This window comes from Rathayibacter tritici (genome assembly GCF_002932875.1).
Taxonomy (GTDB): Bacteria; Actinomycetota; Actinomycetes; order Actinomycetales; family Microbacteriaceae; genus Rathayibacter; species Rathayibacter tritici.
This window is the reverse complement of the sequence record NZ_PSWS01000058.1, coordinates 139,826-154,467: the sequence shown is the minus strand read 5'-3', so window position 1 is coordinate 154,467 and position 14,642 is coordinate 139,826. Positions and strand designations below refer to the sequence as shown.

Below are 14,642 nucleotides of genomic sequence, written 5' to 3'. Positions count from 1 at the left end.
ACTCCACTCGGAGCGTCACTACTCGGGATGTCACCGCTCCCCTTCTCTCGAATCGAGGACTCGTGCGCAGGACCACCGCGCTCATCGCAGGCATCGGAATCGTCGCCGCTCTCACCGGATGCACCGCGTCCTCCTCGACAGCGGACTGCGACGCTCCGTTCTCCTCCGGCGACTCGTCGGCCGCGGTCAGGGCCACGGGCGACTTCGGCGTGAAGCCGGACGTCAGCGTGCCGTCGCCGCTGAAGGCCGACGGCACCCAGGTCAGCACGCTGATCAAGGGCTCCGGTGCTCCCCTCGAGAAGGGCCAGCTGGTCACCATCGACTACACCCTGGTCAACGGAGCGGACGGCACCGTCCTCGAGACCTCGCCCTACGACGGGTCGAGCACCGCGCGCTTCGGTGTCGGCGGGGCCGGACTCGCCGGCCTCAACGAGGGTCTGCTTTGCACCCGGGTCGGCTCAAGGGTGGCCATCGCGATCGCCCCCGAGGACGGCTTCGGTCAGGCGGCCTCCCAGCTGGGCATTTCTGCCGATGACACCCTCGTGCTCGTCGCTGACGTCCGCGAGGCGTCGCTCGCCCGCGCGAACGGCTCCGCCCAGCCCGTCCCCGACGGCTTCCCCATCGTGACCCTCGGCAACGACGGACGCCCCGGCCTGGCGAAACCCTCCGGTAGCGCTCCGACCGACCTGCGCATCGCGCAGCTCAAGAAGGGCGACGGCGACGTAGTCGCAGAGGGCGACCAGGTCGTGGTGGCCTACACCGGCTGGCAGTGGAGCGACGGGAAGGTGTTCGACTCCAGTTGGGAGAAGGGCGCGCCCACGGTGTTCACCGCGGCCGACGGATCGACGACCCAGGGCGGAGTGATCGCCGGATTCGCGAAGGCACTCATCGGCCAGCCCGTCGGCTCGCAGGTCATCGCGGTGATCCCGCCGGAACAGGGCTACGGCGACCAGGGCTCGCCCCAGGGCGGTATCCCCGGCGGCGCCACGCTGATCTTCGTCGCCGACATCCTCGGAAAGGTCTGACCGGACCCGCCCCTAGACTGGAGAGCGTGCCTGCCGACGCCCCGCCATCGAGCCGCGTTCCGGCCGAGGAGCGTCTGTTCAACCTCGTGCTCGCGCTCGTCGCGGCCGAGAACGGATTGACGAAGGCCGATGTGCTTTCCACTGTGCAGGGCTACCGCCAGCGCTCGGGACGAGGTGACCGTACGTCGCTCGAGCGTCAGTTCGAGCGGGATAAGGACGACCTGCGCGAGCTGGGCATCCCGATCGAGACGGTCGACGCTCCGGGCGATCCCGGCAACACGCAGACCGTCCGGTACCGCATCGCGAAGCGCAGCTACGATCTCCCCGCCGACCTCGCTTTCGACCCGGAGGAACTCGCCCTCCTGCGTCTGGCCGGCGCCGTGTGGCGGGAGGGTACCCTCTCGGCGGAGTCGCGGCGCGCGCTGATCAAGCTGCGCTCACTCGGCGTGGAGTCGGTTGACCCCGTCATCGGCATCAGCCCCTCGATCCGAGTCCGCGAGGCCTCGTTCGAGCCGCTGAACGCCGCGCTGGACCGCGGCCAGGTCGTCCGCTTCCCCTACCTCAAGCCGGGAGGCGACAAGCCGCGAGTGCGCACCGTGCAGCCCCGCGCGCTGGTCCATCACCAGGGCCGCTGGCACTTGCACGGCTGGGATGAGGGCGCCGAGGGCACCAGGACCTTCCTCCTCTCCCGGATCGTCGGACCGGTCGCTTCGACCGGCCGCCTCTCTCCGCCGGCGGACGGCGCTCACGCGGCGACGGCGCTCGCCCAGCTCGACGAGATCCTCCTGCGCAACAGCGCGCTCCTGCGGGTTGCCCCCGACTCCGACGCTGCCCTTCGCCTGGGCGGACGCGCCGAAGCCGCCGACGAGGGGCAGGACCTGCTGCGACTGCACTACACCGACCCCGACGTGCTCGCCGACGAGCTCGCCAGCCACGGCCCCGAGGTCCGCGTTCTCGAGCCGGAAGAGTTGCGTCGGCGCGTCCTCGAGCGCCTCCGACGCACCCTGGACGATCACGAAGGCGACCCCCGTGGCTAGACCCCGCTCCCTGCAGGCCCGTGACCGCTTGGCCGTCCTGCTCTCGCTCGTGCCCTACCTGCTCGACCGCGGCCGGGTCTCGGTCGCCGAGGTCGCCGCCCACTTCGAGATCGCCCAGGAGGAGGTGCGGCGCGCCGTGCGCCTCATCGCCGTCTCGGGGATCCCGGGCGAGACAGCGCAGTACCAGGCGAACGACCTCTTCGACATCAGCTGGGACGACTTCGAGGAGAACGATCACGTCGTCCTCACCCAGCAGGTCGCGATCGACGACTCGCCGCGGTTCTCGGCGCGCGAAGCCGCCGCGCTCATCGCAGGGATGCAGTACCTCGCGGCGCTGCCGGAGAACCAGGGGAACGATCGGATCGCCTCGCTGATGGGCAAGCTCGCGCGCGGCGCCTCGTCGGCCCCGAGCGCGGTGGCTGTTTCACGCGGCACCGGCGCCGACAGTGCGGTGGCGCTTCTGCGCACCGCGATGGCGTCAGCGACTCAGGTCGCCTTCGACTACCGCAGCGCGCGCGGTGAGACGGAGTCGCGGCTCGTCGACCCCTTCGTCCTCGAGTCCGTCGACCGGGACTGGTATCTGCGGGGGTGGGACCACCTGCGCGAGGGCGTCCGCACCTTCCGCGTCGACCGGATGCGCTCGCTCCGCGACACAGCGACGCCGATCGTCCGCCGCCGCAACGAGGTCACCCTCTCGGAGCGGCTGTTCGAGGCCTCCGCATCGGACCTGGTCGTGGATGTGCGGGTCGCGCCGAGCGCTGTCGTGCTGCTGGGTGACTACGCGGCCGACGCCGAGTTCCCCGAGCCGGTGCCGGGGGAGGAGGACCGGGGCGTCCTGGTGCGCCTGCGCGTTGCCCACTTGCAGGGTCTGACCCGGCTGGTTGCGTCGTTGGCGGGACTCGTCACCGTGGTGGCACCCCCTGAGGCGCGCGTCGCCGTCAGGCAGTGGGCGGCCGCCGCACTCGCCGCGAACGAGGAGGAGTCGTCGTGACCTGGTGGTCGTGGATCCTGATCTGGGTCGGGCTCGTTCTGGGTGCTCTCGCGATGCTCGTGCTCGTCGCGCTGGCCTACTGGCGCAAGGGAAAGCTCCTGCTCGGGCAGCTGTCGGAGGTGACCGCGAAGCTCGAGACCCTCAGCCCGGGTGCGACGGACGATCTGCCGCCGCGGCCGCCCTCGTCACTGTTCGCCGATCGGGACGACGTGCGGCGTGCTCGCGAGGGCCGCCGCGACGCCCGGCGCGACAGGATCGATCTCAGACGGTCGGAAAGGGTCGAACGGGGTAAGCTCCTGGTACACCGCAACCGACAAGTGAAGTGAGTCTGCAATGTTCGCTGGCCTCCAGGGGTGGCACCTCCTCATCATCCTCGCCGTGATCCTCCTCCTGTTCGGTGCGCCCAAGCTCCCGCAGCTGGCCCGCAGTGTCGGGCAGTCGATGCGGATCTTCAAGAGCGAGGTCAAAACCATGAAGGACGAAGACGGCACCGAGCGCCGTGAGTCGACCGACGGAACCAGCGGCACTGTCGCCGGGTCCACCGGGACGACCACCGGAACCGGCACCACCACGCCGCCTGAGTCCCCGCTCAAGTAATGACGTCCGTGGCAGCGAAGAAGCCACGGACGAAGCGGACGAAGAACACCGACGGGCGCATGTCGCTCGGGGCACATCTCGTCGAGCTTCGCAATCGGCTCTTCAAGTCGGCGATCGCCATCGTCATCGCGTGCGTCGTCGGATGGTTCGTCTCGGAGTGGGTCTTCGAGGCCCTCAAGGCTCCGATCTCCGAGGTGGCCGCGACCCAGGGCAAAGAGGCGATCCTCAACTTCCCGACCATCGCCGGCGCTTTCGACCTTCGGCTCCAGATCGCCCTCACGGTGGGCATTGTTCTGGCGAGCCCGGTCTGGCTCTACCAGATCTGGGCGTTCCTCGTGCCCGGCCTCACCCGCAAAGAGATGCGGTACGGGCTGGGATTCATCCTGACCGCCATCCCGCTGTTCTTCGCGGGGTGCGCGGCAGGCTGGTTCGTGTTCCCGCACATCGTCGAGCTGCTGACCAGCTTTACCGGTACCGACGCCGCTAGCTTCCTCGACGCGAAGATCTACTACGAGTTCGTGCTCAAGCTGGTCCTCGTCGTCGGCATCGCTTTCGTGCTGCCGGTATTCCTCGTGCTGCTCAACTTCCTCGGCGTGCTCCCCGGCATGCTGATCCTGAAGTCGTGGCGCTTGGCGATCATGGCGATCGTGCTCTTCACGGCGATCGCGACGCCGGCCGCCGACCCGATCTCGATGTTCCTCCTGGCCATCCCGATCATTGTCCTGTTTTTCCTCGCGTGCGGGATCGCGATCCTGCACGACCGGCGCGCCGCCAAGCGCCAGCTGGTGTTCGACGGTAGTCCCTCCGACCTGCCCGCGTGACCGAACCGTCTCCCGCCGAGCGGTTCGCCGCGTTCCGCACGCGCCAGGGTCACGCGAGGGTCGAAGCGTTCCGCTCGACCCTCGCGTTCGACCTCGACCCCTTCCAGTACGAGGCGTGCAGCGCTCTCGACGACGGCCACAGTGTCCTCGTCGCGGCACCCACCGGTGCCGGCAAGACGGCCGTGGCCGAATTCGCGATCCACCTCGCCATGCAGGATCCGACGGCCAAGGTCTTCTATACGACGCCGATGAAGGCGCTGAGCAACCAAAAGTTCCAGGAGTTCGTCGAGGACTACGGGGCGTCCGAAGTGGGCCTGCTCACCGGTGACTCCAACGTCAACTCGCGCGCTCGGATCGTCGTCATGACGACCGAAGTTCTGCGGAACATGCTCTACGCCGACTCCGACCTCCTGCGCGATCTCGCCTACGTGGTGATGGACGAGGTGCACTATCTCGCCGACCGCTTCCGCGGCGCCGTCTGGGAGGAGGTGATCATTCACCTCCCGCAGCGCGTGCGGCTGGTCTCGCTCAGCGCGACCGTGTCGAACGCCGAGGAGTTCGGCGACTGGCTGCAGACCGTCCGCGGTGAGACCGAGGTGATCGTCTCGGAGGAGCGGCCCGTGCCGCTCGACCAGCACGTCCTCGTGGGCGGCAAGCTCGTCGACCTCTTCGACTCCTCGGGCCGGGCGGCGACCAACCGGGTGAACCCGGAGCTCGCTCGGATGGCTCAGGGCGGCTCGCGCGTCGAGCGCGGTGGGCGCAGCGGCCGCGGTGGGCGGGGCGGTCGTGGCCGCGTCCCGGAGCAACGCAGCGAGGAGCTGGTGCTGCGTTCGGAGGTCGTCGACATCCTCCGTGGCAAGAATCTCCTCCCGGCGATCTTCTTCGTCTTCAGCCGGGCCGGCTGCGACCAGGCCGTCCGCCAGGTGCTGCGCTCGGGCGTGCGCCTCACTGAGCGGCACGAGCGCGACGAGATCCGCGCCATCGTCGAGGAACGCTGCCGGACCATCCACGACGAGGACCTCGCCGTCTTGGGCTACTGGGAGTGGCTCGACGGTCTGCAGCGCGGAGTCGCGGCGCACCACGCCGGCATGCTCCCTGCCTTCAAGGAGGTCGTCGAGGAACTCTTCCTGCGCCGACTCGTGCGCGTGGTCTTCGCGACCGAGACGCTCGCTCTCGGCATCAACATGCCGGCCCGCACCGTGGTCCTCGAGAAGCTCGAGAAGTTCAACGGCGAGGCGCGCGTGCCGATCACTCCGGGGGAGTACACCCAGCTCACGGGTCGCGCGGGGCGGCGCGGGATCGATGTGGAGGGCCACTCCGTCATTCAGTGGCGAGGCGGGATGGACCCCCAGGCGGTCGCCTCCCTCGCCTCGCGGCGGACCTATCCGCTCAATTCCAGCTTTCGCCCCAGCTACAACATGGCCGCGAATTTGATCGAGCAGTTCGGCCGAGTGCGCACGCGCGAGATCCTCGAGTCGTCGTTCGCGCAGTTCCAGGCCGATCGCTCCGTGGTCGACCTCGCCCGTCGGGTCCGCCAGCAGGAGGAGTCGATGGCGGGCTACGTCGCGGCGATGCAGTGTCACCTGGGCGACTTCGAGCAGTACGCGGCGATCCGCCGAGAGATCGGGGACCTCGAGCGCAGGGGAGCGGTGCGCGGCGAGTCGGCCTCGCACGCCGAGCGCGAGAAGCGGCAGGGACAGCTGACGAGTCTACGGCGGCGGATGAAGGCACACCCGTGCCATGCCTGCTCCGACCGCGAGCAGCACGCCCGCTGGGCCGAGCGCTGGTGGAAGCTGCGCCGCGAGACAGACGAGATCGAGCGTCAGATCCGCTCGCGCACCGGAGCCGTCGCCCGCATCTTCGATCACATCACCGAGGTCCTGCTCGAGCTCGGGTACTTCCGCCGCGACGAGGTCGGCGAACTCTCCCTGACTCCCAACGGACGGACACTGCGCCGGATCTACGGTGAGCGCGATCTGCTCGTCGCGGAGTGCCTTCGCAAGCAGGCGTGGATCGAGCTCGACCCCGCCGGCCTCGCGGCGATGGCGTGCTGCCTCGTCTTCGAGCCGCGGCGCGAGGAGGGGACGCTCGGTGAGCGCTTCCTGCCTCGTGGCGCGTTCCCGGAGGCACTCGAGAAGACGCAGCTGCTCTGGGCCCGCCTCGACGATGTCGAGCGCGAGCACCGGCTGCCCGGCAGCAACCCGATGTCGACGAGTCTCGCGCTCTCGATGAACATGTGGGCCAAGGGGATGCCGCTCGACATGGTGCTGCGCGAATCCGACATGGCGGCCGGCGACTTCGTCCGCTGGGCCAAGCAGACCATCGACCTGCTCGACCAGCTGTCGGTCGTCGCCGAGGGGAAAGTCGGCCGCGCCGCGCGCACCGCCCTCGACCTCGTGCGCCGCGGCATCGTCGCCTACTCGACCGTCGCATGAAGCCGGTCGGCCCTCCGCCCGACGGGCGGACCGTTCCCCTGTGGGTGGCGTTGCCCCTCGCGGCCCTCGGCGGCGCCGTGCTCGATCGCGGCTTCCCCGACTCGGATATCTGGCCGCTCGCCATCGCGGGTACGGCGGCTATCCTCTTCGCCCTGGCGGGACGCGGCTTCTGGAGCGGCGCCCTCGTCGGCCTCGTCGGCGGCGCCGTCTTCTGGGGTGTCCACATCGAATGGCTGACCCTCTACCTCGGACCTGTTCCGTGGGCGGCTCTCGCCGGCCTGCAGGCGATCTTCTTCGCTCTCGCTGCGGGGCTCATGGCGGTCGTCTCGACGCGCGGCCACCGCGTCTGGACGGGTCCGCTCGGCCGCATGGTCGGCCTCCCCGCCCTGCTCGCCGCGCTCTGGATCGGGCGGGAGACGACCACGAACGTCTGGCCGTACGGAGGGTTCTCCTGGGGACGGCTGGCGATCTCGCAGTCCCTCGGCCCGCTCGCTGGTCTCGCGGCGTGGATCGGCTTCGCCGGCCTGGGCTTCGTGGTGGCGTTCCTCGCCGCCGTGCTCGCGCAGGCGGTCCGGGAGGTCTCCGTCCCGGCTCCCGCACGGGTGAGTGCGGTCGCGGGCTTCGCGATCGTCGCTCTGGTGTTCCCCGCCTGGCCCGCGCCGACCGAGGGCACCACGCGAATTGCCGCCGTCCAGGGAGACTCCGACGCGGGGCTGTTCTCGCAGAGCTATCGCGGTCAGATCCTCGAGGATCACACTTCCGCGACGTTGCCGATCCTCGACCAGGACGTCGACATGGTGGTGTGGCCCGAGAACGGAGTCGACATCGACCCGACTCGCAACCGCCAGTCCGCCGCCGTGCTCGACTACCTCAGCCGGACGATGGACGCGCCGTTCATCATCGGCACCATCACCACTCCCTCCGACAACGTCTTCTACAACAGCTCGCTGCTCTGGAAGGCGGGGGAGGGTGCCACCCAGGTGTACGACAAGGTGCACCCGGTCCCCTTCGCCGAGTACATGCCGGACCGAGCGTTCTGGCGGATGTTCGCACCCGACCTGGTCGACCTGGTGAGCCGCGACTACTCGATCGGCACCCGGCCCAACGTCTTCGATGTGAACGGCGTGCTCGCCGGTATCGCGATCTGCTTCGACATTTCGGACGACGCGCTGACGAACGCGATGGTCGACGGGGGTGCGCAGGTCATCCTCGGACAGACCAACAACGCCGACTTCGGCCGGACCGACGAGAGCGTCCAGCAGCTGGCGATCGCACGCCTGCGCGCCATCGAGACCGGGCGGAGCGTGGTCAACATCTCGACCGTCGGGACGAGCGCGATCATCGGTCCGGACGGCACAACGATCGACTCTCTGACATGGTTCGAGCCGGGTGTCATGGTGGACGAGGTTCCCCTCGCCTCCACCACGACCCCGGCTCTGGTGTGGGCTCGAAACCTGGGCTGGTACTTCCTGGCCGCTGGTCTCGTCGGCATGGTCTCGTTCGTCCTCAGGACTCGCGAGACGCTCCGCCGTTCCCGCTGAGCGGCGCTAGGCGCCGATCTTGTGCTCGCCGCGCCGGGCCCGCAGGTAGGCGAGCCGCTCCTCGAGCAGCTCCTCCAGCTCTGCACGGGTGCGCCGCTCGAGCAGCATGTCCCAGTGGGTGCGCGGAACTTTTTGCTCGCCCTTGTCCACGACGACCGGCTTCGAGTCCACCATCAGAGTGGCCTCGTGGCCGCAGGAACGGCACTCCCAGGTCTCTGGCGCTTCCGCGTCGGCCGAGAACACCATGTCGGTGTCGTGGCCGCAGTTCGCGCAGTGGTATTCGTAGGTCGATCGCGCGGAGAAGACGACGCCTTCTTCGCTCTGCAGGCTCTGGGATCCGAGCCGCATTCCTCGCAAGCTTCGATCTGCCATTGTGTGGTCTCCTCTCGCTGTGATTCCCCAGTGTCAACGTCGTAGCTGGAGGTGGTCTTCCCGTCCCTGCCTTTGCCAGAGAATCCTCAGGTCGGAGGCATAATCGACGGCTCAGGCGGCCCGCGAGCGGGTGGCTTCGGAGAGCGTGTCGACGGCCGCTCGGGCGAGGTCGGTGCGGTCGGTCACGAGGGCGTCGACTCCGAGTGCGAGGAGTTCTCTCATCCGCTCTGGATCGTTGATCGTCCAAAGGTGGATGTCGCAGCCGGTCGCCCGCAGCCGGGAGAGAATCCGCGGTCGGGCGACCCGCAAACCGACCGCGGTCTCGGGCACGTGGAGCGCGTCGATGCCACGGAGGGCGTGCGGCGGAGGCGCCCATGATTGCAGCGACGACCGGCACGACCGCGTCGCCCGCCTTCACGTCGATGCTGAAGCGCGCATGGGGGAGGGAGGCGAGGGCCTGCTCGAGAGAGGCGCGTGCGTCGGTCTCCAGCAGATCGGCGCCGGCGGCGAGAGCCCGCTCGAAGGCGGCAATCGTGTTGCCCTCGGCGGGCGGACCACATCCGCGATGCGCGAGCACCCGGGGCGTCGGTCCGCTGAGGACGAGGGGACGCACGGGTGCGCGCATTGCGGGCTCTTCGCGCGGATCAGACGGCGGGCGGCGGGGGAGTGGGCGCGGATCCCGCCTGCGGCGAGTCCTGGGGCCGGACCGCGGGGGCGGCCTGGCCACGCTGGCCCAGCGCGCCTCCGATGCCCTTGAGCGCCTCCGTGAGCTCGCTCGGAATGACCCAGAGCTTGTTCGCACTGCCCTCGGCAATCTTGGGCAGCGTCTGAAGGTACTGGTAGGCGAGGAGCTCGCTGTCCGGGCGACCCTCGTGAATCGCGTGAAACACCGTCGTGATCGCCTTCGCCTCACCCTCGGCTCGCAGCACCGCGGCTTTCGCCTGCCCCTCCGCTGCGAGGATGGCGGCCTGGCGCTGTCCCTCCGCGTTGAGGATCTGGGACTGCTTCGTGCCCTCAGCGGTGAGGATCACGGCGCGACGGTCGCGCTCGGCGCGCATCTGCTTCTCCATCGAGTCCTGAATGGAGAGGGGCGGATCGATGGCCTTGAGCTCGACGCGTCCGACCCGGATGCCCCACTTACCAGTGGCCTCGTCGAGGACGATGCGCAGCTGGCCGTTGATGTTGTCGCGGGAGGTCAGTGCCTCCTCGAGGTTCAGGCCGCCGACAACGTTGCGGAGGGTGGTGGTGGTCAATTGCTCGACCGCGCCGAGGTAGTTCGCGATCTCGTAGGTCGCGGCCCGCGCGTCCGTCACCTGGAAGTAGACGACCGTGTCGATCGAGACCACCAGATTGTCCTCGGTAATCACGGGCTGCGGCGGGAACGAGACAACCTGCTCGCGGAGGTCGATCAGGGGGCGGACCCGGTCGACGAACGGCACCACGAGGTTCAGGCCGGGCAGCAGAGTCTTGTGGTACTTGCCCAGCCGCTCAACCACACCGGCGGTGGCCTGAGGGATGATGCGGACCGCCCGGAACAGGACGACCAGCGCGAAGAGGACGACGGCAGCGACGATGACGAGCGTCACCACGGAGGAGGGTGTCACGAAGTGCTCCTTTCGGCGGGGACGACGACCGCGGTCGCGCCCTCGATGGCGGTGACGACGACTCTCTCGCCGACTCCGAGTGTGCGGTCCTGGACGAGCGGGGACAGACGGACGGTCCACGTCTCGCCGTTGGCGAGCTTGACCTGGCCGGCGCCGGGGCCGGCGATGACGACGCTGCCGGCCAAGCCGAGGAGGGCGTCCGCACCGCTGGGGGTGGGATCTCCTCCGCGTTTGAGGAGGCGCAGAAGGGGAGGGCGCACGGTGAATAACAGCAGCGCGGCGAGGATTGCAGCAACGGGGACCTGGATCCAGAAGGGAACTCCGACCAGGCCGACGAGCAAGCCGCCGATGCTGCCGACGGCCAGCATCAGGAAGGTGAACTCGAGGGTGATCATCTCGATGATCACGAAGATGAGGATCAGCGCGAGCCAGAGGATCCACGCGTACTGGGTGACAGCGTCCATGCTGTGTGCTCCTTCCCCTCGACGAGCAGTTGCAGGCTAGCAACACCCCCCGGACAGGGCCTGAGAGCGGAGTGTGCTCCGTGGCCTCGGGGCGGTTGGTAGGCTTCGGGGTCGGGCCGCGGCCCGTTATCGTGCCCGATCCGGCCCCGAGTCGGCGTCCTGGAGGAATACCTCGTGTCCAATCCCCTCGCACCCGGTTCCCTCGACGGCACGCGCGCCCTCGTCACCGGATCGTCCCGTGGCATCGGCGCCGACACGGTCCGCTACTTCGCCGAGGCAGGAGCCCGCGTCGTCGTCAACTACCGCTCGAAGGCGCCCCGGGCCGACAAGCTCGTCGCGCAGATCGTCGAGGCCGGCGGCAGCGCCATCGCGGTCGGCGCCGACCTCACCGACGCCGACTCGCGCGCCCAGCTCTTCTCGCGCATCGAGCAGGAGTACGGCGGACTCGACATCCTGGTGCTCAACGCCTCCGGCGGCATGGAGAGCAACAGAGGAGAGGACTACGCGATGGTCCTCAATCGCGACTCGCAGCTCGCCGTGCTCGACGCGGCTCTTCCGCTGCTCGGCGAGGGCTCACGGGTCGTGTTCGTGACGAGCCACCAGGCGCACTTCATCCACACGACTCCGACGATGCCGGAGTACGAGCCTGTCGCCCTGTCGAAGCGGGCCGGCGAGGACGCCCTGCGCGAGCGGATCGGCGAGCTCGCGGAGCGCGGAATCGGCTTTGTCGTCGTGTCCGGCGACATGATCGAGGGAACCATCACAGCGACGCTGCTGGAGCGCTCGAACCCGGGTGCGATCAGCTCGCGGCGCGAGTCGGCGGGCAAGCTCTACAACGTGCAGGAGTTCGCGGCCGAGGTCGCGCTGGCGGCGGTCGAGCCGATCCCGGCGGACAACACGCGCTTGGTCGGCGACATCTCGGACTTTAGCTGATCAGATCCGCGGGTGATGGGCGCCCGTGGCGTCTCGGACACGTGCCGTCGACCAGTGCTCTGATCCGGTCGCTCCTCATACTCCGATAATGCACATTATGTCAGTTCGTGCTGACCAGTTCACCGTGGAGGGTCAGCGCTGGTGCGCAAGAATGTGCCGCACGATCGGGCCGGGAGTCCTGCTGTCGCAGTGCTCCCGGCCCGAGCTCGGTTACTCCAAGAAGTAAGCAGACACCGTCTCCTCGTTGACGGTCGCTGCTGTCACCGGTGACACGGCGCCGCCGAGTACTCCAGCAGACGTGATCGCCTCGAGGACGGGGCCGTCGAGGATGATCCTGACCGTGCCACCGGCATGCGGTGCGCTCCAGGTCTCCTCGCCCGTTCGTTCGAGCACGATGGAGTCTTCGGTCCGAATCAGAGCGGCGACTCGTTCACCGGCGTTGAGGAGGTCGATCCGCTCGCCGATCCCGCCCGGCGTCCATTCCAGGTCGACGACCTGCCCTGCGATCCGACTCAGATCCGCCCGACCGGCTCGAGCTGCCTCGAGCGACGGGTGGGCGGTGGTGACGAGGCTGCCGTCGCGGATCTCCAGGACGTGCGGGACGCTGAGTGCGCTGCTCCAGCCGACGTCCCCGTCCTCGACGCCACGCATCCAGAACATCAAGCACGGCCGGCCGTCGGCATCGCGGAAGAAGGACGGGGCGTAGTAGGACTCGCCGAAGCTCAGCCTCCCCCAGGTATCCGCGTCGAAGCGGCCGTTCGCGTAACTGCCGACGCCGTAGCCCGCGTAGTAGAGCACGTCGTCATCCCAGACCGAGCTGACCAGGACGTGGCGCCCGTCGACCTCGATGATCTGCGGGCACTCCCAGAGTGCACCGACCCAGACGGGTTCCCGTTCCGCTGTGTTGCGTCGTGCGGCGACGCCGTCGAAGGTCCAGTCCTGCAGGTCTGTCGAGGTGTAGGTGACGGCGAGGGCATCCCCGTCCGCGGTACCGGCGCCGACGACCATGCGCCAGCTCTTGCCCTCTCGGATGATGAACGGGTCGCGGAAGGCGATCAGGTCGAGGTCGTCGGGGGTTTCGAGCAGGACAGCGCCCTTCTCCCAGTGATCCCAGGATCCGTCCGTCGCACGGGCGATGCGGATGCGGCCCCGGCCGAGGTCGGGCTGGACGGTCGAGGTGTAAAGGATGACCGCTCCGTCGGGTTGATCGACGAGACTGCCGGTCCAGATTCCGTCGTCCCCATCGCCGGGCGCGAGGGCGACGGGTCGGCGGTCCCAGTGCAGCAAGTCCGGTCCGACCGCGTGTCCCCAGTGGCAGTTCGGGGCCCACACCGTGCTGTCCGGGACGTACTGGTGGAAGAGGTGGTACTCGCCGTCGTGGAAGGTGATCCCGTGCGGGTCATTGATCCACCCGGTCTCGGCAGTGAAGTGGATCCGCGGGCGGGTCACGCGCGTCCTCCGTCGTAGCGCCGGCGGATCTGCGCGGCCTGCTCGCGGTTCCCGCGTTCCCAGTCGTCGATCTGCGCACGGCGCTCCTCACGGAGGGCGTCGCGGGCGGAGGTGAAGTGCTTCATCCGTTCCGAGGCCGCCTCCCGCGCTGCCCGCTGCTCGTCGTTGAGGGCCGGGAGCTCGCTCGTGATCACCCGGTCGACGGGTCGCAGTGGGAGCCGCTCCTCGACAGGCGGAACCTCGAGGATCGGCGAGGGCAGTGTCTGGTACCAGTACGCGGTCGAGGACCAGTCGTCCGAGAGATGGTTGCCGTGCCCGTGCTCGAAGGTGACCTTGATGCGCTTCTCGAAGCGGATCGGGTCGACCAGGTGGAACCGGTAACTGTGGTGGAACCCGGGGACGTCCTCTTCGTGCACGATCGTGCCGTTGAACTGATACGCGTTGCGCTGCATTCCCCAGGCATGACCGAAGTAGTCCTCCATCCCGGTGCCGTGCAGGCTCGGCGGCCAGGTGTCGTCATCGATGAAGATCATGTCGTCGCCCTCACCCCACCAGGAGCCCTGGAAGTGACGGACCGCGAGGGTGCAGCCGACGTAGTGGCCGCGACCTTCGGTCTCGAGGGCGACGTAGTTGTCCTCGCCGGTCAGGTTCGCGACCGTCGTCTCGATGCTGTTCGCTTGCAGATCAGGACCCCAGCCAACGTTGGGGAGCGCTCGCCGCCAGTGTGCGTGGAAGTAGACGGTGTCCTCCGGCAGGGGCTCGGGCGAGAGTTCGTAGTCGATGTAGAAGTACTGGAGGTAGGGGATGTCGTTCTGGTTCTCGACGACCACGCGCGCGCGAGAGCCGAACGGCATCCGGAAGTAGCTGTTGAAGGCGGCGCTCCCGCCGAAGGAGTGCAGCTCCGGCTCCTTCGCGGAGACCGAGAGCGGGAGGGAATCATAGCTGCCGGAGAGGGAGTTCATCAGGCCGAAGAAGTCGCCCAGGGGCGCGACGACGCTCGGGGTCTCCTGGTCATCCCAGTAGATCTTGAGCAGGATCTTCCGGTAGTAGTCGGGGTCCACGACCTCCCAGCTCACGCCGAGCGCATTGTGGATCTCGAGCATCGGCACGCCGACGACCGCCGGGTCGATCTGCCCCGGACCGGGCTGGACGCGGCAGGACTGCGTCATCCAGATGTGGGTGATCGCACCGGGACCCTCGAGATCGGCGAGGGTGCGCTCCTCCCCCGGCATCACGATCCAGTTGTCCCGGTTGCGGCCGGTCTGATCGAAGCTCGACGCCCTGGCGGAGCGCCCCGGTCGAGTCCTCGTGAGATCGCCCAGGAGGCCTCCGGGAGTGATCGGATCGGTCATCATCGTCCTTCCTGCGAAGCG

15 protein-coding genes and 1 pseudogene are annotated in these 14,642 nt (G+C 68.6%); 9 read left to right on the top strand and 7 right to left on the bottom strand.

Going from position 1 to position 14,642, the window contains the following annotated elements:
* Positions 1-62: 62 nt before the first annotated feature.
* Genes C5D07_RS11135 through lnt form a run of 8 tightly spaced genes read left to right on the top strand, consistent with a single transcriptional unit; the run spans position 63 to position 8,447 of the window.
* Complete coding sequence (locus C5D07_RS11135) at positions 63-1,025, top strand: FKBP-type peptidyl-prolyl cis-trans isomerase (protein WP_068253066.1); 963 nt, start codon at positions 63-65, stop codon at positions 1,023-1,025.
* Between the two features lie 26 nt (positions 1,026-1,051).
* Complete coding sequence (locus C5D07_RS15795; protein ID WP_068253069.1) at positions 1,052-2,062, top strand: helix-turn-helix transcriptional regulator; 1,011 nt, start codon at positions 1,052-1,054, stop codon at positions 2,060-2,062.
* Positions 2,055-3,053, top strand: coding sequence for a helix-turn-helix transcriptional regulator (locus C5D07_RS11130; RefSeq protein WP_249028226.1), 999 nt, complete (start codon positions 2,055-2,057; stop codon positions 3,051-3,053). The genes C5D07_RS15795 and C5D07_RS11130 overlap by 8 nt, the downstream gene beginning before the upstream one ends.
* Positions 3,050-3,379: a hypothetical protein gene (locus C5D07_RS11125; RefSeq protein ID WP_104259362.1), complete on the top strand. Its 330-nt coding sequence runs from the start codon at positions 3,050-3,052 to the stop codon at positions 3,377-3,379. The genes C5D07_RS11130 and C5D07_RS11125 overlap by 4 nt, the downstream gene beginning before the upstream one ends.
* Positions 3,380-3,386: 7 nt before the next feature.
* On the top strand, positions 3,387-3,650 hold the full coding sequence (gene tatA / locus C5D07_RS11120) for a Sec-independent protein translocase subunit TatA (protein WP_068253077.1): 264 nt from the start codon (positions 3,387-3,389) through the stop codon (positions 3,648-3,650).
* The gene (gene tatC, locus C5D07_RS11115) at positions 3,650-4,471 is read left to right on the top strand and encodes a twin-arginine translocase subunit TatC (RefSeq protein ID WP_373408347.1); all 822 of its coding nucleotides are present in this window, start codon (positions 3,650-3,652) and stop codon (positions 4,469-4,471) included. The genes tatA and tatC overlap by 1 nt, the downstream gene beginning before the upstream one ends.
* A complete protein-coding gene (locus C5D07_RS11110) occupies positions 4,468-6,906 on the top strand; it encodes a DEAD/DEAH box helicase (RefSeq protein ID WP_104259361.1) in 2,439 nt (812 codons plus the stop codon). The genes tatC and C5D07_RS11110 overlap by 4 nt, the downstream gene beginning before the upstream one ends.
* 44 nt (positions 6,907-6,950) lie before the next feature.
* On the top strand, positions 6,951-8,447 hold the full coding sequence (gene lnt / locus C5D07_RS11105) for an apolipoprotein N-acyltransferase (RefSeq protein ID WP_237358247.1): 1,497 nt from the start codon (positions 6,951-6,953) through the stop codon (positions 8,445-8,447).
* A 6-nt stretch (positions 8,448-8,453) separates the two neighbouring features.
* On the opposite strand, the gene C5D07_RS11100 is transcribed toward lnt, so the two are convergent.
* The 5 genes and pseudogenes from C5D07_RS11100 to C5D07_RS11085 form a co-directional block, all read right to left on the bottom strand.
* Entirely contained in the window at positions 8,454-8,819 is a 366-nt protein-coding gene (locus C5D07_RS11100) for an RNA polymerase-binding protein RbpA (RefSeq protein ID WP_068253083.1), read from the bottom strand.
* Between the two features lie 111 nt (positions 8,820-8,930).
* Complete coding sequence (locus C5D07_RS16160; RefSeq protein ID WP_068253086.1) at positions 8,931-9,149, bottom strand: glycerophosphodiester phosphodiesterase family protein; 219 nt, start codon at positions 9,147-9,149, stop codon at positions 8,931-8,933.
* Between the two features lie 184 nt (positions 9,150-9,333).
* A pseudogene (locus C5D07_RS16325) lies at positions 9,334-9,444 on the bottom strand (hypothetical protein); the annotation flags it as partial.
* Between the two features lie 19 nt (positions 9,445-9,463).
* Positions 9,464-10,423, bottom strand: a complete 960-nt coding sequence (locus C5D07_RS11090; protein ID WP_104259359.1) for an SPFH domain-containing protein — start codon at positions 10,421-10,423, stop codon at positions 9,464-9,466.
* The gene (locus C5D07_RS11085) at positions 10,420-10,887 is read right to left on the bottom strand and encodes an NfeD family protein (RefSeq protein ID WP_104259358.1); all 468 of its coding nucleotides are present in this window, start codon (positions 10,885-10,887) and stop codon (positions 10,420-10,422) included. The genes C5D07_RS11090 and C5D07_RS11085 overlap by 4 nt, the downstream gene beginning before the upstream one ends.
* A 174-nt stretch (positions 10,888-11,061) precedes the next feature.
* Here C5D07_RS11085 and C5D07_RS11080 point away from each other — a divergent pair, with 174 nt between their 5' ends.
* Positions 11,062-11,820 (top strand): SDR family oxidoreductase, encoded by a 759-nt coding sequence (locus C5D07_RS11080; RefSeq protein WP_068253092.1) that lies wholly within the window; start codon positions 11,062-11,064, stop codon positions 11,818-11,820.
* Positions 11,821-12,030: 210 nt separating this feature from the next.
* On the opposite strand, the gene C5D07_RS11075 is transcribed toward C5D07_RS11080, so the two are convergent.
* Positions 12,031-13,269, bottom strand: coding sequence for a glycoside hydrolase family 32 protein (locus C5D07_RS11075; RefSeq protein WP_104259357.1), 1,239 nt, complete (start codon positions 13,267-13,269; stop codon positions 12,031-12,033).
* On the bottom strand, positions 13,266-14,621 hold the full coding sequence (locus C5D07_RS11070; protein WP_068257241.1) for a glycoside hydrolase family 172 protein: 1,356 nt from the start codon (positions 14,619-14,621) through the stop codon (positions 13,266-13,268). The genes C5D07_RS11075 and C5D07_RS11070 overlap by 4 nt, the downstream gene beginning before the upstream one ends.
* Positions 14,622-14,642: the final 21 nt, after the last annotated feature.